Source organism: Aliiroseovarius sp. D2-2, assembly GCF_055809455.1.
Genome location: NZ_CM147913.1, coordinates 418,715 through 436,352 on the forward strand (window position 1 = coordinate 418,715; position 17,638 = coordinate 436,352).

Below are 17,638 nucleotides of genomic sequence, written 5' to 3' on the forward strand. Positions count from 1 at the left end.
TCATCCCCCTGCGATCAATGGAATGACGCGCAGTTGGAAAAAGCCAACCAGTGTTTCGGTCATGAAACCCATGCTGCCCCAAAAAACGACCAGGATTGCAACCAGCTTGGGAACGAAGGTCAGGGTCATCTCTTGAATTGACGTCAGGGCTTGGAACAGACCGACGATCAGGCCTGCGATCAACGCCACCGACAAGATCGGAAGCGAGATCAGGACGGCGTTCCAAAGGCCCGCGCGTAAAGTGTCGTAGAATATGATCTCATCCATCATCAGACCGGCATCCTTAGAATTTCCTGATAGGCCTCGACGACTTTGTCACGCACGGTCACTGCTGTTTCGACAGCCAGTTCTGTCTGGGCTAATGCTTGGACCAACGCATGAGGATCTGCGTCCCCCGACAGGGCGGCCATGGCCGTCTGTTCGCTTGATTGAAGCGTTTGGGCGAAGTCCAGTGCCACCCCCGCAAAGCCGTTCACTTTTTGTTCATCTGCCGGCGATGGTTGAGCCGCTTGACGCGAGGCCGCATATTGCTGCGAGGCGAGTGTTGCGCGAATATCCATGTCTTATCCTCCTATCGACGCAGCAGGTCCAACAGGCCGCGCGACATCTGGCGCGACTGGTCGAACATTTTTAAGTTGGCTTCGTAGCTGCGCTGCGCTTCGCGGGCGTCTGCAATTTCGATTATCAGGTCCACATTTGATCCCTGATAATGCCCGCTTTCATCGGCAAGTGGATGGGATGGGTCATAGACGCTGGGAAGCGTTGTCCGGTCCAGTTGAACCCGCCCTGTTTCAACCAACCCATTAGCACGACCGCCTTCAAGTGCGGCCTGAAAGCTTACAATTTTCCGGCGATACCCGGGAGTGTCCGCGTTGGCGATGTTTTCAGAGACATGACGCAGGCGATTGGCCTGACTTTTCATGCCCGAAGCAGCAGCTGCAACTGAATTTCTAAGATCACTCATTGCCCGTTACCTCCGCCCCAATGAGCTTCGCACAATGCCCAACGTTGATTTATAGACGGCCAGAGCCAGATCATGATCACGCTTGGCTTCAGCAGCCATCATCATCTCGGTCTCCAACGAAACCGAGTTCCCATTGGGCGACATCGCACCCGCACGGTAAACGGTGTCCGCATCTGTGCTGGCCGTTGTTGTTAGGTTTGCATCAATGTGGTCGCTGCGCGTGGCACGCATTTGCTCATTTTGTGAAGGCTCATACGTCTCGGCAAACGAGGGGATATCACGGGCGCGATAGCCGGGCGTATCCGCATTCGCAACATTCTGTGCGATGACGGACTGCCGGGCCGCAGCATGGAGCGCAAGGTCATTCGCCTTGGCAAAGATACTCAGTTTATCAAACATCGGGGCTTCTCCCTCGATTGGCTTCAACCAAGGCTTAACCCTGATTCCTTTATAAACAGTTTCAGACAAAACTTTAGGAGTATGCCGGTGCACAGTGTTGGGTTTGAACAGGTTTCGGCTTCGGTCACGTCATTGCAGGTTGTCCGCCATGTCGGCCGGGTAAAACGTATTCGGCAAGGAGTGGTTGAGGTTGAAGGGTTAACCAAAGTCGCCGCGCAAGCAGATCTGGTGCAGATCAGACCCGCAACAAGCGAACATCGGATGGGTGAAGTTCTGGGCCTGAACGAAGAGCATATATCTGTACTCCCAGATGGCGATAGCGCCGGGCTTCAGATCGGGGACGAGGTTGTGCTGCTTGGCGGAACCAGCGTTGCCCCTGATGACAGTTGGATCGGTCGGGTTGTCGATCCGCTGGGGCAAAGCCTTGATGGGACACCTATTTTGAGCGGCCCGGATGCCCGCGCGTTAAAAAGCAAAGCGCCCAATCCAACGGCACGCCGCCCGCTTGGCGCACGGCTTGAGACCGGTATGACTGTTTTCAACACGTTTCTTCCGATCGTAAGCGGTCAGCGCATCGGTCTGTTTGCCGGGTCCGGGGTGGGTAAATCAACCCTTCTGGCGAAACTGGCACGCGGGGTGCATGCGGATGTTGTTGTGATCGCGCTTATCGGTGAGCGTGGCCGTGAAGTTCGGGAGTTTGTCGAACGGGTTCTTGGAAAAGAAGGCATGAAACGAGCCGTGGTTGTCGCAGCAACTTCGGATCAGTCGCCGATGATGCGCCGAAGATGCGCGTGGATGGCTATGTCCGTGGCCGAGCACTTTCGCGATCTCGGACGTGAGGTTCTGTTCCTGGCAGACAGCATTACCCGATTTGCTGAAGCGCATCGGGAAATTGCTTTGGCGTCGGGAGAAGTGGGAAACTTGCGTGGGTTTCCACCATCCACGACACAACAGATCACGTCTCTATGTGAACGCGCGGGACCCGGCGTTGGGCAGACCGGGGATATTACCGCTGTCTTTTCGGTCCTGGTGGCGGGGTCAGATATGGAAGAGCCCGTGGCCGACATCCTGCGTGGTGTTCTTGATGGGCATGTGGTTCTTGATCGGAAAATCGCGGAACGTGGTCGTTTTCCCGCCATCGATATCCTGCGATCCGTTTCAAGAGCCCTGCCCGAAGCCGCATCGGAAGATGAGAACAAGTTGATATCGAAAGGGCGCCAGATTCTAGGGCTGTATGACCGGTCAGAAATGATGATTCAGGCGGGGTTGTATACATCGGGGTCTGATGTCGCGCTGGATCATGCAGTCGCGGCTTGGCCGAAGATTGAGGAGTATCTTTCCGCGCCAGAAGTTATCGATGCGCACACAAGTTTTGCGCGGTTGGCACAATGTCTGGAAAACGAGAAAGGATAAACCCGTCGATTAGACGTTTTGCAGCAATGTCAGGGCAATCGAGTTAGAGCTGAGAGCTGCCGTACCGCTTGCGATTTGTGATCGCGCAAGAAACAGTCGGGTAAGCTCCTCCAGTTTAGCGGGGTCCGCAAACTGATCGACCGATGAGGAGCCGAAGTAACGTTCGGATTTTTCCTGAAAGACTTCAAGCTGCTGATCGATGTCGATGGTACCAAAAGACTTGGGCAGGCCTAAGGCCGTTTCAAAGACTTGCCGTAGTGGCGGATTGCCCATCACTGAATACCACTTACCGGCATCCGTCGTGGATTTGTCGATGATGTTTCCAAGGTCACGCTCAAGACCCATGGCCAACCGCATATCTTGGTTTTGGTTCCCTACTGCGATTTCGAACTGTCGTTCCTTGTAAGCTTCAACCGTACGGGCACCAAAGTCAGAGATTTGAGTGCGTGGAATGTTGTAATCCCCGAAACCGAATTCCTTTGCCATCTCGAAATAGCGTTTGTCGGATAACTTGTTTGCCAGAGCGTCAGTATCAAGCGTCCCGTCCTCAAGCACTTTTCGAATGAAGTAGGTGTTGTTTATGTCGTCGCTTAAGCCGAAAGCACCAAGGGCCACGGACAGCATGCGGCGATCACCGACCAGTTGTTCTGCTGTTGTGATGTTCCCAATATTTTCTTCAAAATACTGCACATCGCGCTGCACAACAGCGCCGTTTTCAAATGCATGCTGCTGGGCTTCTTTCGTGCGTTGTAAGAATGCCCAGCCGGCCGCACCACCGAACGATATGACCGGCTGAAAGCTCATGCGAAACGCGCCGACAACAGGCGTTCTTCACGCGGCAAAAGTGTTCGAAGATGTTTGAGTGATTGATAGAACTGGTCATCCAGAACTGCGCTTGTGGCTGCATCAAGGATCGCACGGCTGTCGGCATCCGTCAGGACTTGGCTCAGCTGTTCGATCCCGCGTAACAGTTGTAGCTTCCCTTCATCGTTTTCGGCATCACCTGACAAGATAAGCTGAGCAATGTAACAGACCCGACGAACGGGTGTGTTCACCTCTTCCGGATGAATGGCATCTTTTAGACGCAAGATGTTTGCGTTCGGTGTTACGATCGAAAGGCGAGATCTTCGATCACCGTTTTCGATCACAGCGCCGTTGATTAAGACGCGTTCTTTCGGGCTGAGTTTTAAGACCAAACCGCTCATGCTGCCACTCCTGTCTGACGCAGACCGCGCATAATGGCGGTGTTAATGTCTACCAATACTGATGCGTCCGCCCCATCGCTTAGAACCTGGCGGGTATGGTCGGCCGTAAACTCGGCCAGATAAAAAATGCGGGCACGAAGCTCGGCCGGCAGGCCGTTCATTTCGTCGGCAACATCGGCGGCAAGCAGCGTCCAGAGTTTGCGATTGTCGTGGAGAGCTTGTGCCAGTTTTGCGAAATTGAAAGTGCTTTCGTTTGAGTGCTGATCCAGATGGTGGGTGATTTGGGCGAACAATTCGTATTCTGTGCCGCGATTGGTTTGCAGAGGAGTACGGGATGATGCGGCATAGGCCGTTTTGGCCATTCTGATTGCGTTCACGGTTATTCCTTCCGGTAACGATTTCTATTGGGTCAAAGGTTGGGGGCGCCATTTTGGCGCCCCCAGATGCCATTAGCGGAACAGCGACAGGACATTCTGCGGCGCCTGATTGGCGATCGACAGAGCCTGAGTGCCCAGCTGTTGCTGAACCTGCAACGCCTGCAGTTTCGCCGATGCTGCTTCCATATCAGCGTCAACCAAAGCGCCGATGCCAGATTTAAGCGAATCAGACAGTTTTCCTACGAAGTCGGACTGAATCTCGATCCGGCCTTCAACCGAGCCGAACGAAGCCGAGGCATCAATTGATGTCTGGATCATGTTTTCGATCGAACCAAGCGCGGCATCTGCCCCGGCAGAGGTGGATACGTCAACCGTCCCAAGCCCGGATAGTCCGCCCGAACCACGTGTTGCCTCGAACGAGAAGGCAACGTCGGAGTTGGTTTCATTGGTGATGACCAATTGTCCCGCGTTGGTGTCGATGTCCATGGTCAGCGAACCGCTATCAAGTCCGGCAGCGACCATGGCGTTTTTCATTCCAGCCACAAGCGATTCTGCTGTGTCGCCTTCTTTGACGACATAGCTGCCTTGAACTGTACCTACGGTTAGGGACAGTTGGTCGCCAACAACAAGACCGGTGTTTACCGCAGTGTCGACGCCAGCGGCGTTTGGAAGGACCGCTTCAGTTGCGGTCGCCCCCCCCGCAGAATCCAGAAAGGCAAAGGTGTTCAATGTGATCGAATCGTTTGTGCCGCCGTCATTGGCATCAATCATGCCAGCGGTACCAGCATCCGTACCAACTGATGCAGCCGCGGCAGCAAGATCAGTGCCCGCTGTAAGCGACAGGTTCTGAGCATCTACGCCAATCGAGCTAGTTACAACAGAACCATCCGCCTTGCGATCAAGCGATGACAGCACGTCGACGCCAACACTACCATTTGAGTTGGTGCCTGACTGCGAGCCATCAACGAGGTTCAAGCCATTGAACTGTGCGGCCCCAACCACCGATGTGATCTGGTCGCGCAAAGCAACGATGTCGGTTTGGATCTTGGCGCGATCTACGTTGTCTTCTTGAGCGGCAACAATCTTGCCTTTGATCTCGGTCAGAAGATCGGTGACGGTTTCCGATGCTTGCCGCGCAACTGCGACGGTACTTTCGCCCAGAGACAGGCTTTCCGAAATGCCTTTGAAGCCCTTAACATCGGCCTCCATGACTTTCGAAATTGCCCAAACCGCAGCGTTGTCCTTGGCCGAGCCAACGGCCTTACCCGTCGAGATTTCAGCCTGAGTGTTCGCAAGGTTTGAGTTGATAGATTTCAGCGTTTGCAGCGCGACCATTGCGCTGTTGTTGGTCAGAATGCTGGACATCATATTTCCTTCAGTCTAGGGCGCTTTGCGCCTGATTTCATGACCCCCAATCTGGTTGAGGGAACGTTTGCCTTCTGACATTTGCAAACCGACTGGATCGGTTGCGCCATCCGTTTGGATGCGTGACAAACCTGCGATGAAAACCCTAAATGAAAACTGAATCCGCGAGGCCATGATGCCTACAAGTTGAACTAAACTTGGAAGGTCAGGCGCGCTTTTCGAAGTTGGTTGAGGTGCGGGCAATGCTTTTTGATTGTCCGGTTCGCGAATAGGTTCTGATCCCTTGGCCCGGATTGCGAATCCCCTCGATCCGTTTCTGTGCGGCTCGGATTCCGTTTGCCGCCGCAGCCAACAATCTTTGGTTTCGTGCGGTCTGCGACTGAAGTTGTTCCAATTGTGCTGGGCTAAGGCTCATTCGATCCAAATTTTGGATAGCGTCGCCTTTCGCTTCGGACAGGGCTGGCAGAGCCTTCAGATCACCGTTCTGAAGAAGTTGGCGTTCGTCCTCTAATAATTTGATTAGGGTATTAAATTGCGTCATTCGATTGCTCCTTCAGTGCTTCGAAAAGGGATTGGGCCAAGCCGATTCCACCGCTATTCACCATGCCCATTGCCTGTTCCTGCCGAAGGAAAGAGGCGAACTGATCTTCACCAATTCCACCACCAAAGCTGCTGGGCGTTTCGCCGACGCCCGCGGCTTTAAGCATCTCTGACAGGAAGCTCGCTTCCAGCTCTTTTGCGGCGTCCCAAAGCGCTTGATCCGTGTCTGATTTTTGCAGCCCACTATGCGGCGATGCGGGGGAAGGAGTTCCAAGGACTGGCTCCATTACTCTGACCTTTCAAATTGGTGACAGTTTTTCAGAGTATCCAGATCAGCGGTAAAGATTTGGTAATTCCCTTCTGCAATTCTTTTCCCAACGGCGGTAGAAAACCCGAAAGTAAGAATGCAATTTGCTCTAAATCCATCCCTTTCCTTGGGCACCAAAGAAAATGACACTCAGCCCGCACCAGTTCCGGATCTGAGTGCCGTGCCGATAGAAGCTGTTGCGCCCTTTGATACGGTGTTTTTTGCGTCTGCGATGCAAGCCACAACGGACGTAAAGGCTGGGTTGACTGCGTTGGATTTGAACGACGTTGATCCAACCAATCGTGGCATTCAGTTTGAAGGGGGGTCAGACAAAATCTTAGAAGGCTTTGTACCAGAGCGTGAAGGCTGGAATGGTGCAGAAGCTACCGTGCTGGGAAGCGTACGTGCGATAGATGAGCGTCGCGACGCGAAGGGAAGTTTTCCATCGGAAATATCGAAAATATCCAAGGAAGCGGTTCCTTCTCAAACCGTACCGCAATTCCAAACCGAAACTCGCGGGGTTTCAAATGAACTCCCGGCTTCCAATGCGGGTGCTGACACATCGAAAGCGCAGAGATCTGTTATGTCAGCGGCACCAACAATTCCAACTCAAGACCTAGTGAATGAATCGAAGGACTTGGTACGCTCAGAGGTGAAAGAAGCTGGTTCATTTGTTAAGGCTGAACCGATCGTTGGCGAAGGAAAGCAGGAGGCACAACAAACACCTGTTCGCGATACGCAGCCTCGACCTGAGTCGGGGCGGATGACCGGAATCATGAGCAACCAAACGGAAACGGTATCGCGTGCGCAGCCCCCAGAATCTGTTCCCAAAGTCGAGTTGGCGCGACCACGTACCGAGAATGTCCCGATTCCAGCTGAAAAGGGTGGGGTAAGAGCACAAGTTCCGGTCCAAGCCTCTGACATCGTGCAAAATGCTCAGGCGGAACCAGTTGCGCGCAATGCAGAAGGCGCTCGGCCAATGCCTGCAAACACGGCCGTGACGGACTTGCAGAATCGTTCGACAAGAAATGCCAAGCCGGAAGCTGGAGGCATGGAATACGAAACTAACACACAGCCATCCACGACGGCACTTGGTGCTGCCGGGCCAAGCATGACGGCAGAAGCGCGGATGCCCGAGACGACTCCCGAACACCCAAAGGCCGCTTTTTCCTTGGCGCAACCCTTGGACGTGTTCGCCGACAGTGACATCCAGGAAGAGGCATCGTTGAGGGTGGTGGAGCAGATATCAACGGGTCCAAACGATTCCAAAGCAGCTTTGAACCCGCGCATTCCAGACCTTCCCCGTGGTATTTCGGTGCAGATTGCAGAGGTGCTGCGTCAAAATCCTGATCGCCCAGTAGAGTTGACGCTAAGCCCCGAGGAGCTTGGGCGACTTCGAATGTCGTTCCAATCTGACGGGTCCAGTATGCATGTAACTTTAAGTTTCGAGCGGCCTGATACCCTAGATCTTATGCGGCGACACATTGATCAACTGGCGCAAGACATGAAGGCATTTGGCGTCTCGGATGTCAGTTTTACCTTCCAGCAGCAGACATCTGGTGATGGGTCCGACACCTCTTCGGATGAAGGCACGCCGCAAAACGATCGCAGTTCCCAGAAATCCAGTTCTTCGCCAGCTCCGGATGGCGCTGTTCCAATTGTGGTTCAGGGTGACGGGGCTTTAGGCGTCGATATCCGAATATAAGGAGCCAACTATGAACGTGAACCCAACGGCAATGCCCGCCGCGCTGACAGCGGCACCAGCGGATTATGCTCAGGCCTCAGCGTCGGACGGTCCTTTGGTGTCTTCCGATTTTGAGACGTTTCTGGTGATGCTGACAGCACAGATGGAAAACCAAGATCCGCTTAACCCTATCGAATCCTCTGACTATGCCGTGCAACTGGCGACATTCTCAGGAGTTGAACAACAGGTGCGCACCAATGACCTGTTGAAAAACATGGGTGTTCAGCTTGGTCTGATGGGCATGTCGGATATCGCTGATTGGGTAGGAAAAGAGGCCCGCGTGGCTGCCCCGGTTCAGTTTGATGGCTCGCCAATAACCTTGTCTCCGAACCCTGTCGCCGCGGCAGATGAAGCCATTCTTGTGGTCAAAAACGCCGAAGGATTGATTGTTGAAAGCAAATCAGTTCCGATTTCCACAGATCCTATGGAGTGGGACGGAGTAGATGAATACGGAAATAGCTTTCCCAATGGCGTCTATTCGTTCGAGCTGACAAGCCGCAGCAACGGGTTGCACCTTTCAACAGATCCCGTGGAAAGCTATGGGCGCATTGTCGAAACGCAAAACGATGGTGGGCAATTGTGGTTGGTGTTGGAAAGCGGTGAACGCGTGACCGCTGATGCCGTTTCTGCATTGCGTGAGGCCGCCGAATGAGTTTTCGTCGCGCGCAGCACGGGTTATACACCCTGCATGAGGCCGCACGAGAGTAACATAACCGACCTGTCCCTTCGGCATGATGACATTGCGCTGCAACAAGCGCTTTCCCTGATTTGGCAGGATGAAGGGCATGTGCCGCAGAACGCCAAGTGGTCGCGGCTATTGGGTGGACGTAGCAATCCAGTATGGCACGTTGTGTCGGATGACATGCCGTATGACCTTGTATGCAAGCTTTTTGACGGCACCGCGGCCACTCCGCTTTTTGCCAACGAAGGCGCACGCGAAGCGTTGGTTTTGAGGCATCTGGAAGGTGAGGATATCGCCCCGAAACTTGTGGCTTTTCTGGACAGCGCGCTGGGGGCGAGCGTCCTTTACCAACATCTAGATGGCGGGCCGTGGACCGGCGAAGTTGAAGATGTAGCTGCGTTGATGGCGCGTCTTCATGGTCTTGAAGCGCCATCTGGGTTGCCCGAAATGATGACGTCCCCAGTGTCGCTGATCGCTGAAACACGGGCCATGTCGCACGCCGCAGGGGTTGCGCTGACGACCCCACCGGCGATTGATGGCTCTTTGCCAGATCCAACCAGAAGGTTTTTACATGGCGATATTGTCCCGGGAAACATTGTTGCGACTGCTGATGGCTTGCGACTGATCGACTGGCAATGTCCGGTGGTGGGCGATCCAGCTGCGGATATCGCAGTTTTCTTGTCGCCAGCAATGCAAGTTCTATACGGGAATCAACCGCTGACGGATGAGCAGCAAAGCTGCTTTCTGGCAGCGTATGTGACATCTGGTGGTGATGCAGTCGGGGTGGAGCGCTACAGGGTTCTTGCGCCACTATTTCATTGGCGCATGGCTTGTTACTGCGATTGGAAAGCGTCGCATGGTGACGCCGCCTATCGTGAAGTTGCAGAACTAGAGCGCCGCGCCCTAGAGCAGGGTTGAAATCCAGACCGCCGCAAGTGCAATTCCACTCCCTAGTGCGACATAGCTCATCGCGCGTATTGGCCGTGCCCGGTCACTTTCCACGGGCACCTCGGATTGGCGGATCAATGCAGCCTCGGCCAATTCTGGTAAACGCGGGCCGAAGCGGGCCAGGACCCGTGCCGTGTGAACCAGATCTTGCAGCAGGGCTTTCGGCCCGATTGAGTTCGAGATGTAGCTTTCGACCACCGGACGGGCCACTTGCCAGATGTTGATGTCCGGGCTTAGCGATCGAGCGACCCCTTCGACCACAACCATCGTGCGCTGAAGCAAGATAAGCTCGGTTCGCGTTTCCATGCCGAATTTTTCGGTCACCTCAAACAGATACGCCAAAAGGCGGCCCATCGAGATTTGAGTGGCGTTCATGCCGAAAATCGGCTCACCCACTGCGCGCAGCGCGCGTGCGAATTCTTCGACGTCACGGTCGGCAGGCACGTAGCCAGCTTCGAAATGCACTTCGGCCACGCGACGATAGTTACGGGTGATGAAGCCATATAGGATCTCGGCGTAGACACGGCGGGTGTATTCGTCGATACGTCCCATGATCCCAAAATCCAGGGCGATGATGTCCCCGTTAGGTGCAAATTTCAGGTTGCCCTGATGCATATCCCCGTGAAACAGCCCGTCACGAAGGGCATGCGAGAGAAAAAGCTGCAGCACGCGTTCGCCTAGCCGATGCATATCCAGCCCGGATGCGCGGATGGCATCAAGGTTGTTTGCGGCAATACCCTCGCCCCAACCAAGGGTCATTACGGTGCGGCCGGATAGACCCCAGTTCACCTCGGGAACGACAAAGCCTTCGTCCCGCGCTGTGTTTTCAGCAAACTCGCTGGCTGATGCGCTTTCCAAGCGCAAATCCAGCTCTCCCATCACGACGCTTTCGAAATGCTCCACCACATCTGTGGGGCGCAGGCGGCGCGTGGATGGCAACAGCCATTCGATCACGCGGGCTGAAAAATGGAAGGCGTCAATGTCAGTACGGAAAGCGCGTTCAATACCGGGGCGCAGAACCTTGACGGCCACTGCTTCTCCGGTTTCGGCCAGACGGGCCTTATGGACCTGAGCGATTGAAGCGGCTGCAACCGGCTCAGAAAACTCCGAGAATGTCTGATCGATCGAGATGCTAAGCTCTTTTTCAACCATCCGCCGGGCGATTGCCTGTTCGAACGGAGGAAGCTTGTCTTGCAGGTATTGCAGTTGATCAGAAAGCTCTGGTCCAACAACGTCAGGACGTGTCGAAAGGATACTGTCCAAACTTAATATATGCCGGTCCTAACGCGGTGATCGCGCGTGTTACGGGCGGCAGCGACGTGTCACCCTTCTTACCCAACCAAGCAAACGGAAAACCGATCACCCGTGCGGCGATGCGCAAAGCAGGCGGAGCATTCAGGGCATCCAGAACCACGCCCATCGCACCGGTTCGTTGAAAGGTCGCTCCTGTCCGGATCAGACGCCAAATATTGTGGGGTCCACGCATCTTAGATTTTCCACCCGGAATGCAGCGCTGCGATACCCAGCGACAGGTTGCGATATTTCACATTTTCAAACCCGGCATCGCTGATCATTTGGGCAAACGTGTCTTGATCAGGGAATTTTCGGATCGATTCGACCAGATACTGATAGCTGTCCGCATCGCCCGCAATGAGCTGCCCCATCTTGGGAATGACGTTGAAGGAATAGAGATCATAAAGCTTCTGCATGCCGTCATCAGGCAGCTGACTGAATTCCAGCACCATCAGGCGACCCCCGGGCTTCAGCACACGGAAGGCTTCTTTCAGAGCATCCGGAATGCGGGTCACGTTGCGAATGCCGAAGCTGATTGTGTAGCGATCAAAGCTGTTGTCTTCAAAGGGAAGCGCCATAGCGTCGCCAACGACCCAGTCCAGATGGTTAGCAAGGTGCGAGGCCTCGGCGCGTTTGCGGCCTTCGACCAGCATGCTTTCGGTCATATCCAGAACGACGGCTTCAGCCCCCGGGGCGCGACCCAAAAACCGGAATGAGATATCGCCAGTGCCACCAGCAACATCCAACAGACGCTGCCCGTCGCGCGGGGTCAGCCAATCCATCATCGCATCTTTCCAAACGCGGTGGATGCCCACGGACATGACGTCGTTCATGATGTCATATTTCGATGCCACATTGGTAAAGACGCCGTGGACCATTCCGGCCTTGTCGTCTTCATCCACGGTCTTAAACCCGAAATGCGTGGTGCGGTTGTCTGACGTGCTCATTGGGCATACTCGCTTCTTGCGGTTGATCCCTCATATCGCGACAGTAAGGGACGCACAATGGAGAGGCTTTCAACATGCCCGAATTACCTGAAGTCGAGACAGTACGTCGCGGATTGTTACCTGTGATGGAAGGTGCGCGCATTGTGCAGGCTGAAACACGACGTGATGGGCTGCGCTGGCCGTTTCCTGAACGAATGGCTGAAAGGCTAACCGGTGCGCGCGTCGATAGATTGGGAAGGCGATCGAAATACCTACTGTTGGACTTGGATAGCAACGAGACCTTGATCATTCACTTGGGCATGTCTGGGCGCATTCTGATCTCGGGCCACAAGTTGGGGAAGCTGCATCATGATCACCCTGCGCCCGAAAAACACGATCACGTCGTGTTCGATCTTGAGAATGGCGCACGAGTGACGTTCAACGATCCCAGACGGTTTGGGGCGATGGACCTATGCGCCACGCCGGAGCTTGAAGATCACAAGCTGATCCGTGTTCTGGGGCCAGAGCCGTTGGGAAATCGGTTTGATGCCGAGTATCTGATTAAAGCGTTTGAGGGAAAGAACATGCCTATCAAAACGGCCCTTCTGGATCAGGGAATCATCGCCGGGTTGGGCAACATTTACGTTTGCGAAGTGCTATTCCGGGCCGGAATCCACCCAACGCGCAAGGCGGGACGCATTTCTGAGGATCGAATTGCCGGTCTGGTTCCGATCATTCGTGACGTGCTGTCCGAGGCGATCGAAAGCGGCGGTTCTTCGTTAAAGGATTATCGTCAAGCTGATGGCGATCTTGGTTATTTTCAACACAGTTTCCGTGTTTACGGGCGCGAGGGGGAACGTTGCGTCAATTCGGGCTGCGAGGGCGAAATCCGGCGAATCGTGCAGTCTGGACGCTCGACTTTCTATTGTGCGCAATGCCAAAGATAGCTTGATCCACCGGACCGGCGTGCTAGGACTCCGCTCCAACCACTCGCGACAAAGGCAGGGGAACCATGGCCTATAAAAACATCATCGTCGAAACCGAAGATCACGTTACTCTGGTTAAACTAAACCGGCCTGACGCGTTGAATGCCTTGAACTTGGAGCTTCTTGCTGAGCTTGGTGAAGCATTGGCGGATGCGCAGGCCAATGACAAAGTGCGTTGCATCGTGATCACCGGTATCCGAAAAAGCGTTTGCCGCTGGCGCCGACATCAAGATGATGGCCGAGAAAAGCTTTGTCGACGTGTTCACCAGTGATCTGTTCACCCCGGAAGAAGATGCGATCATGCGCATTCGCAAGCCGATCATCGCAGCCGTGTCTGGCTACGCGCTGGGCGGCGGGTGCGAATTGGCTATGATGTGCGATTTCATCATTGCATCTGACACGGCGAAATTCGGGCAGCCCGAAGTTAACTTGGGCGTGATGGCCGGTATGGGCGGCTCGCAACGTTTGACCAAACTGGTTGGGCGCGCAAAGTCGATGGACATGAACCTGACGGGTCGCTTCATGGACGCCGAAGAGGCAGAACGTTCGGGGCTGGTAAGCCGCGTGGTGCCTGCCAAGAAGCTGATGGACGAAGCCATGTCTGCTGCAACCAAGATTGCCGAGAAATCGATGATTACCGTCATGGCGATCAAAGAAGCTGTAAACCGTGCTGAGCAGCTGCCCCTGACCGAAGGCATTTTGTTCGAGCGCCGCTTGTTCCATTCGCTTTTCGCGACGGAAGATCAAAAAGAAGGCATGGCTGCCTTCGCCGAGAAACGCGAACCACAGTTCCGCGACAAGTAAATCAATTTGGGCTTCCCTTTACGGCGCAAATGCCGTAGATGGCAGCCCATCCATGCGCGTGAGGCCCGCTTAGGCCAGAATCACCGGTTCTGAACCCGGTCGGGTGCTGCACGCGCAGCTTAGACAACGTAACACACCCGAAAGAGGGATCAGACACATGGCAAATTCGCCCCAAGCTAAAAAACGCGCCCGTCAGAACGAGCGTCGTTTCGCCGTAAACAAAGCCCGCCGTTCGCGCATCCGTACCTATCTTCGCGCCGTTGAAGAAGCGCTTGAGTCGGGTGACAAAGACGCTGCCGCTGCTGCTTTGAAAGCTGCCCAGCCCGAGCTGATGCGCGGCGTTACCAAAGGCGTTTACCACAAGAACACCGCATCGCGTAAAGTCTCGCGTCTGTCAGCTCGTGTGAAGGCTCTGGGCTGATTCAGTTTCGCGACTAAACTGCGATCGAAAACAAAAAAAGAGCGTGTCCAAATGGGCACGCTCTTTTTGCTAAGTCAGCCGAGAATTTTGATTTTGCAGACGGCTTACGGGATTCGTTTCACTAAACTCTGAGTCAAGTGTGAAGTTCTGTTGCGCGCATCGCAGACGGATTGCTAGCTTGCCCTCAGCGATTCACTTCGCCGACTTGGGACTATCAGACAAACGTGGGCTAAACCCACGAACTATAAGGGGAAAACCCCTTTTGCCACATTAGGATTTGATTCTTTGGGGGGTCGAATTCCAATGCGTGTCACCCGCTTGATTGAAGGCGGTTCGGTGACATGCATCAAGCCGCTTTGCCTGCAAAGGCGGTTGAGCAAACAGTCAGGTTCCGAACGTCCAAAAGGACACTTCGCCAGCATGGGTTGTCATGTGGTGGAGCATCCTCATTGGCGCGGCGTTCAAGGTAAGCAAGCCTACTGCGGGCTGCGTGTCAGGTGCGTCGCGATGGAAGGGTGCGCTGCACGTGCGCCATGTGAATTGGATATTAGTGCCTGTGAAAGACTGTCGCCGAACAGTCTGAAACTATAAAACGCTGGGTCGAGGTAAAATGACGAACGAAGAATGGGGCAAGGTCCGCAACAAGCTGCAAAAAGCGGTGGGACAGAATAATTACACCAGCTGGATCGAACCCTTGGAATTTGCTGAATTGGATGGCGGTATTGCGCGCTTTCTGGTTCCGACTAACTTCTTTGGCAACTGGGTTAATCAAAGCTTTGGCGATCAAATTATGCGCCATATGAACAGCGAAGGCGTCAAGGTTGCGCGTCTTGAATTCACAGTACCCGAGAAAGCAAAGCCCCGCCCTGTTGCACAGCAAGGCGAAGCGGCGACCGCACCCACTGCAAGCGCTGCCAAGCCAGACCAAGGTGAGCTGCCCGGCGCGCCGTTGGATAAGCGTTTTACGTTTGATAGTTTTGTTGTTGGCAAGCCGAACGAATTGGCCCATGCGGCTGCCCGTCGTGTGGCAGAAGGTGGTCCGGTTACGTTTAACCCTCTGTTTCTTTATGGCGGCGTTGGTCTGGGCAAAACCCACCTGATGCACGCTATCGCGCATGAGATGAAGACCCGTCAGCCCGACCTGCGTGTGGTTTATCTGTCGGCAGAACAGTTCATGTACCGTTTCGTACAAGCGATCCGTGAAAAGCAGATGATCGACTTCAAACAGATTTTCCGTTCGGTTGATGTTCTGATGGTGGACGATGTTCAGTTCATCGCCGGAAAAGACAGCACGCAGGAAGAGTTCTTCCACACGTTCAACGCCCTTGTGGACCAGAACAAGCAGATCATCATCTCGGCCGATCGCGCGCCAGGGGAAATCAAGGATCTTGAAGATCGGATCAAAAGCCGCCTGCAATGTGGGTTGGTCGTTGATCTACACCCGACCGACTATGAGCTGCGACTGGGCGTGCTGCAAAACAAGGTCACCTCCTACCGTGAACAGTACAAGGGGTTGGTGATTGCGGATGGTGTGTTGGAGTATCTCGCACACCGGATTTCGACAAATGTGCGCGTTCTAGAAGGCGCTCTTATGCGTCTGTTCGCCTTTGCCTCATTGGTCGGTCGCGAAATCACACTGGAACTGGCTCAGGACTGCTTGGGCGATATCCTTCGGGCCTCGGATCGCAAGGTCACGGTCGAAGAAATCCAGCGCAAAGTGTCCGAGCATTACAACATCCGTCTGTCAGATCTGGATTGGTCCCAAGCGTGTGCGCACGATTGCCCGTCCGCGTCAGGTGGCGATGTATCTGGCCAAGCATATGACGTCGCGGTCGCTGCCAGAAATTGGTCGCCGTTTCGGCGGGCGTGACCACACAACGGTCATGCATGGTGTGAAGCGGATCGACGAGCTGAAGGTCATTGACGATCAGATCGCAGAAGATCTGGAATTGCTGCGTCGCGCACTTGAGGCATGATGCAACCCTGAATTGGCAGTTTTAGGGGGCTTAAAGCCTTGACCCGCCCACGAAAGAAGCGGACATTCCGATAAAAGAATTGAGCCGGGCGGTGAACCTGATATGGTCTCCGCCCCGGTATCTGTCAGGAGTGGGACATGAAGATCAGTATCGAACGCGGCGCGCTTCTAAAGGCCGTGGCACAGGCGCAATCAGTTGTTGAACGCCGGAACACCATTCCAATCCTTGCAAATGTGCTGATCGAAGCCGAAGGCAACAGCGTTTCCTTCCGTGCCACAGAATCTGGATATCGAAGTTGTCGATAAGACCGACGCCATGGTTGAACGCGCAGGTGCCACCACAGTTTCTGCTGTGACCCTGCACGAGATTGTGCGCAAGCTGCCGGATGGTGCTCTTGTCCAACTGACCGACGATGGTGCGACTGGGCGCTTGAGTGTCGAAGCTGGCCGATCCAGCTTTTCGCTTGCCACGTTGCCGAAAGAAGACTTCCCGGTCATGGCAAGTTCCGAATACTCGGCGAATTTTGCTGCTCCTGCACCGGTTCTGCGTCGTCTGTTCGATCTGTTCGATAAATCCAAATTTGCGATCTCAACCGAAGAAACACGTTACTATCTGAACGGCGTCTACATGCACGTTTCAGAATTGGATGGTGGTAAGGTTTTGCGGTGTGTGGCCACGGATGGTCACCGTCTGGCGCGTATTGATGCGGATCTGCCTTCTGGTGCTGAAGATATGCCCGGTGTGATTGTTCCGCGCAAAACTGTGGGCGAGCTGCGCAAGCTTCTGGACGATGATGAAGCAGAAATTGCCGTATCGGTTTCGGAAACCAAAGACTCGCTTTGCAACGCCAGCAATCACGTTGACGTCGAAAGTGATCGACGGAACCTTCCCCGACTACACGCGCGTCATTCCTTCGGGCAACACCCGTAAGCTGGAAGTCGATGCGACCCAATTTGCACAAGCTGTGGATCGTGTTGCCACGGTTTCGAGCGAGCGTTCGCGCGCCGTGAAGTTGCAGTTGGACGAAGATCGTCTAATTCTGTCGGTGAACGCACCCGATGCTGGCGCCGCCGAGGAAGAGCTGGCCGTGGGTGGCTTACAACGACGAGCGGTTGGAGATTGGGTTCAACGCGAAATACTTGTTGGAGATTGCCAGCCAAGTTGATCGTGAAAACGCGGTCTTCATGTTCAATTCGTCAGGCGATCCGACTTTGATGCGTGAAGGCAATGACACCAGCGCCGTTTACGTCGTCATGCCCATGCGTGTGTGACCTGTCACGCATTGAAA

General features: G+C 54.5%; 17 protein-coding genes and 4 pseudogenes. 9 read left to right on the forward strand and 12 right to left on the reverse strand.

All coding sequences use genetic code 11. The annotated features are described in order from the left end of the window. The 4 genes from AC0L6A_RS02025 to AC0L6A_RS02040 are packed head-to-tail and all read right to left on the reverse strand — an operon-like array spanning position 1 to position 1,363. On the reverse strand, positions 1–270 hold the full coding sequence (locus AC0L6A_RS02025) for a flagellar biosynthetic protein FliQ (protein ID WP_246927724.1): 270 nt from the start codon (positions 268–270) through the stop codon (positions 1–3). Then, positions 270–560 (reverse strand): flagellar hook-basal body complex protein FliE, encoded by a 291-nt coding sequence (gene fliE, locus AC0L6A_RS02030; RefSeq protein ID WP_473291878.1) that lies wholly within the window; start codon positions 558–560, stop codon positions 270–272. Before fliE ends, AC0L6A_RS02025 begins: the two co-directional genes overlap by 1 nt. Before the next feature lie 11 nt (positions 561–571). Next, positions 572–964 carry a flagellar basal body rod protein FlgC gene (flgC, locus tag AC0L6A_RS02035; RefSeq protein WP_473291879.1) on the reverse strand — a complete coding sequence of 131 codons (393 nt, stop codon included), beginning with the start codon at positions 962–964 and terminating at the stop codon, positions 572–574. 6 nt (positions 965–970) lie between these two features. After that, the gene (locus AC0L6A_RS02040; protein ID WP_473291881.1) at positions 971–1,363 is read right to left on the reverse strand and encodes a FlgB family protein; all 393 of its coding nucleotides are present in this window, start codon (positions 1,361–1,363) and stop codon (positions 971–973) included. Positions 1,364–1,444: 81 nt separating this feature from the next. Here AC0L6A_RS02040 and AC0L6A_RS02045 point away from each other — a divergent pair, with 81 nt between their 5' ends. Beyond that, positions 1,445–2,776: a FliI/YscN family ATPase gene (locus AC0L6A_RS02045; RefSeq protein ID WP_473291883.1), complete on the forward strand. Its 1,332-nt coding sequence runs from the start codon at positions 1,445–1,447 to the stop codon at positions 2,774–2,776. 9 nt (positions 2,777–2,785) lie between these two features. On the opposite strand, the gene AC0L6A_RS02050 is transcribed toward AC0L6A_RS02045, so the two are convergent. The 6 genes from AC0L6A_RS02050 to AC0L6A_RS02075 all read right to left on the reverse strand — a co-directional run bounded on the left by AC0L6A_RS02050 (position 2,786) and on the right by AC0L6A_RS02075 (position 6,550). Further along, positions 2,786–3,580, reverse strand: coding sequence for a DUF1217 domain-containing protein (locus tag AC0L6A_RS02050; RefSeq protein WP_473291884.1), 795 nt, complete (start codon positions 3,578–3,580; stop codon positions 2,786–2,788). Further along, positions 3,577–3,981, reverse strand: a complete 405-nt coding sequence (gene flbT / locus AC0L6A_RS02055) for a flagellar biosynthesis repressor FlbT (protein WP_473291886.1) — start codon at positions 3,979–3,981, stop codon at positions 3,577–3,579. The genes AC0L6A_RS02050 and flbT overlap by 4 nt, the downstream gene beginning before the upstream one ends. Beyond that, positions 3,978–4,358 carry a flagellar biosynthesis regulator FlaF gene (gene flaF / locus AC0L6A_RS02060; protein ID WP_473291888.1) on the reverse strand — a complete coding sequence of 127 codons (381 nt, stop codon included), beginning with the start codon at positions 4,356–4,358 and terminating at the stop codon, positions 3,978–3,980. Before flaF ends, flbT begins: the two co-directional genes overlap by 4 nt. 72 nt (positions 4,359–4,430) lie before the next feature. Then, positions 4,431–5,723 (reverse strand): flagellin N-terminal helical domain-containing protein, encoded by a 1,293-nt coding sequence (locus AC0L6A_RS02065; protein WP_473293350.1) that lies wholly within the window; start codon positions 5,721–5,723, stop codon positions 4,431–4,433. Between the two features lie 205 nt (positions 5,724–5,928). After that, positions 5,929–6,264: a hypothetical protein gene (locus AC0L6A_RS02070; RefSeq protein WP_473291889.1), complete on the reverse strand. Its 336-nt coding sequence runs from the start codon at positions 6,262–6,264 to the stop codon at positions 5,929–5,931. Then, positions 6,251–6,550: a rod-binding protein gene (locus AC0L6A_RS02075; protein ID WP_473291890.1), complete on the reverse strand. Its 300-nt coding sequence runs from the start codon at positions 6,548–6,550 to the stop codon at positions 6,251–6,253. Before AC0L6A_RS02075 ends, AC0L6A_RS02070 begins: the two co-directional genes overlap by 14 nt. A gap of 117 nt (positions 6,551–6,667) precedes the next feature. Here AC0L6A_RS02075 and AC0L6A_RS02080 point away from each other — a divergent pair, with 117 nt between their 5' ends. Genes AC0L6A_RS02080 through AC0L6A_RS02090 form a run of 3 tightly spaced genes read left to right on the forward strand, consistent with a single transcriptional unit; the run spans position 6,668 to position 9,914 of the window. After that, positions 6,668–8,275 carry a flagellar hook-length control protein FliK gene (locus AC0L6A_RS02080; RefSeq protein WP_473291892.1) on the forward strand — a complete coding sequence of 536 codons (1,608 nt, stop codon included), beginning with the start codon at positions 6,668–6,670 and terminating at the stop codon, positions 8,273–8,275. 10 nt (positions 8,276–8,285) lie between these two features. Then, on the forward strand, positions 8,286–8,966 hold the full coding sequence (locus AC0L6A_RS02085) for a flagellar hook capping FlgD N-terminal domain-containing protein (protein WP_473291894.1): 681 nt from the start codon (positions 8,286–8,288) through the stop codon (positions 8,964–8,966). A 36-nt stretch (positions 8,967–9,002) separates the two neighbouring features. After that, a complete protein-coding gene (locus AC0L6A_RS02090; RefSeq protein ID WP_473291895.1) occupies positions 9,003–9,914 on the forward strand; it encodes a phosphotransferase in 912 nt (303 codons plus the stop codon). Here AC0L6A_RS02090 and ubiB read toward each other — a convergent pair. Together ubiB and ubiE are read right to left on the reverse strand one after the other, a co-directional pair. Next, a pseudogene (ubiB, locus tag AC0L6A_RS02095) lies at positions 9,900–11,430 on the reverse strand (2-polyprenylphenol 6-hydroxylase). The gene AC0L6A_RS02090 and the pseudogene ubiB sit on opposite strands and share 15 nt — an antisense overlap. Position 11,431: 1 nt before the next feature. Further along, complete coding sequence (ubiE, locus tag AC0L6A_RS02100) at positions 11,432–12,184, reverse strand: bifunctional demethylmenaquinone methyltransferase/2-methoxy-6-polyprenyl-1,4-benzoquinol methylase UbiE (protein WP_473291897.1); 753 nt, start codon at positions 12,182–12,184, stop codon at positions 11,432–11,434. Positions 12,185–12,258: 74 nt separating this feature from the next. Here ubiE and mutM point away from each other — a divergent pair, with 74 nt between their 5' ends. The 5 genes and pseudogenes from mutM (at position 12,259) to dnaN (ending at position 17,621) form a co-directional block, all read left to right on the forward strand. Next, positions 12,259–13,110 carry a bifunctional DNA-formamidopyrimidine glycosylase/DNA-(apurinic or apyrimidinic site) lyase gene (mutM, locus tag AC0L6A_RS02105; protein WP_473291898.1) on the forward strand — a complete coding sequence of 284 codons (852 nt, stop codon included), beginning with the start codon at positions 12,259–12,261 and terminating at the stop codon, positions 13,108–13,110. 65 nt (positions 13,111–13,175) lie between these two features. After that, positions 13,176–13,953, forward strand: a pseudogene (locus tag AC0L6A_RS02110) (enoyl-CoA hydratase). 157 nt (positions 13,954–14,110) lie between these two features. Then, positions 14,111–14,374 carry a 30S ribosomal protein S20 gene (rpsT, locus tag AC0L6A_RS02115; protein WP_473291899.1) on the forward strand — a complete coding sequence of 88 codons (264 nt, stop codon included), beginning with the start codon at positions 14,111–14,113 and terminating at the stop codon, positions 14,372–14,374. A gap of 610 nt (positions 14,375–14,984) precedes the next feature. Next, positions 14,985–16,350 (forward strand): annotated as a pseudogene (dnaA, locus tag AC0L6A_RS02120) (chromosomal replication initiator protein DnaA). A gap of 137 nt (positions 16,351–16,487) precedes the next feature. Continuing rightward, a pseudogene (dnaN, locus tag AC0L6A_RS02125) lies at positions 16,488–17,621 on the forward strand (DNA polymerase III subunit beta). Positions 17,622–17,638 lie beyond the last annotated feature (17 nt).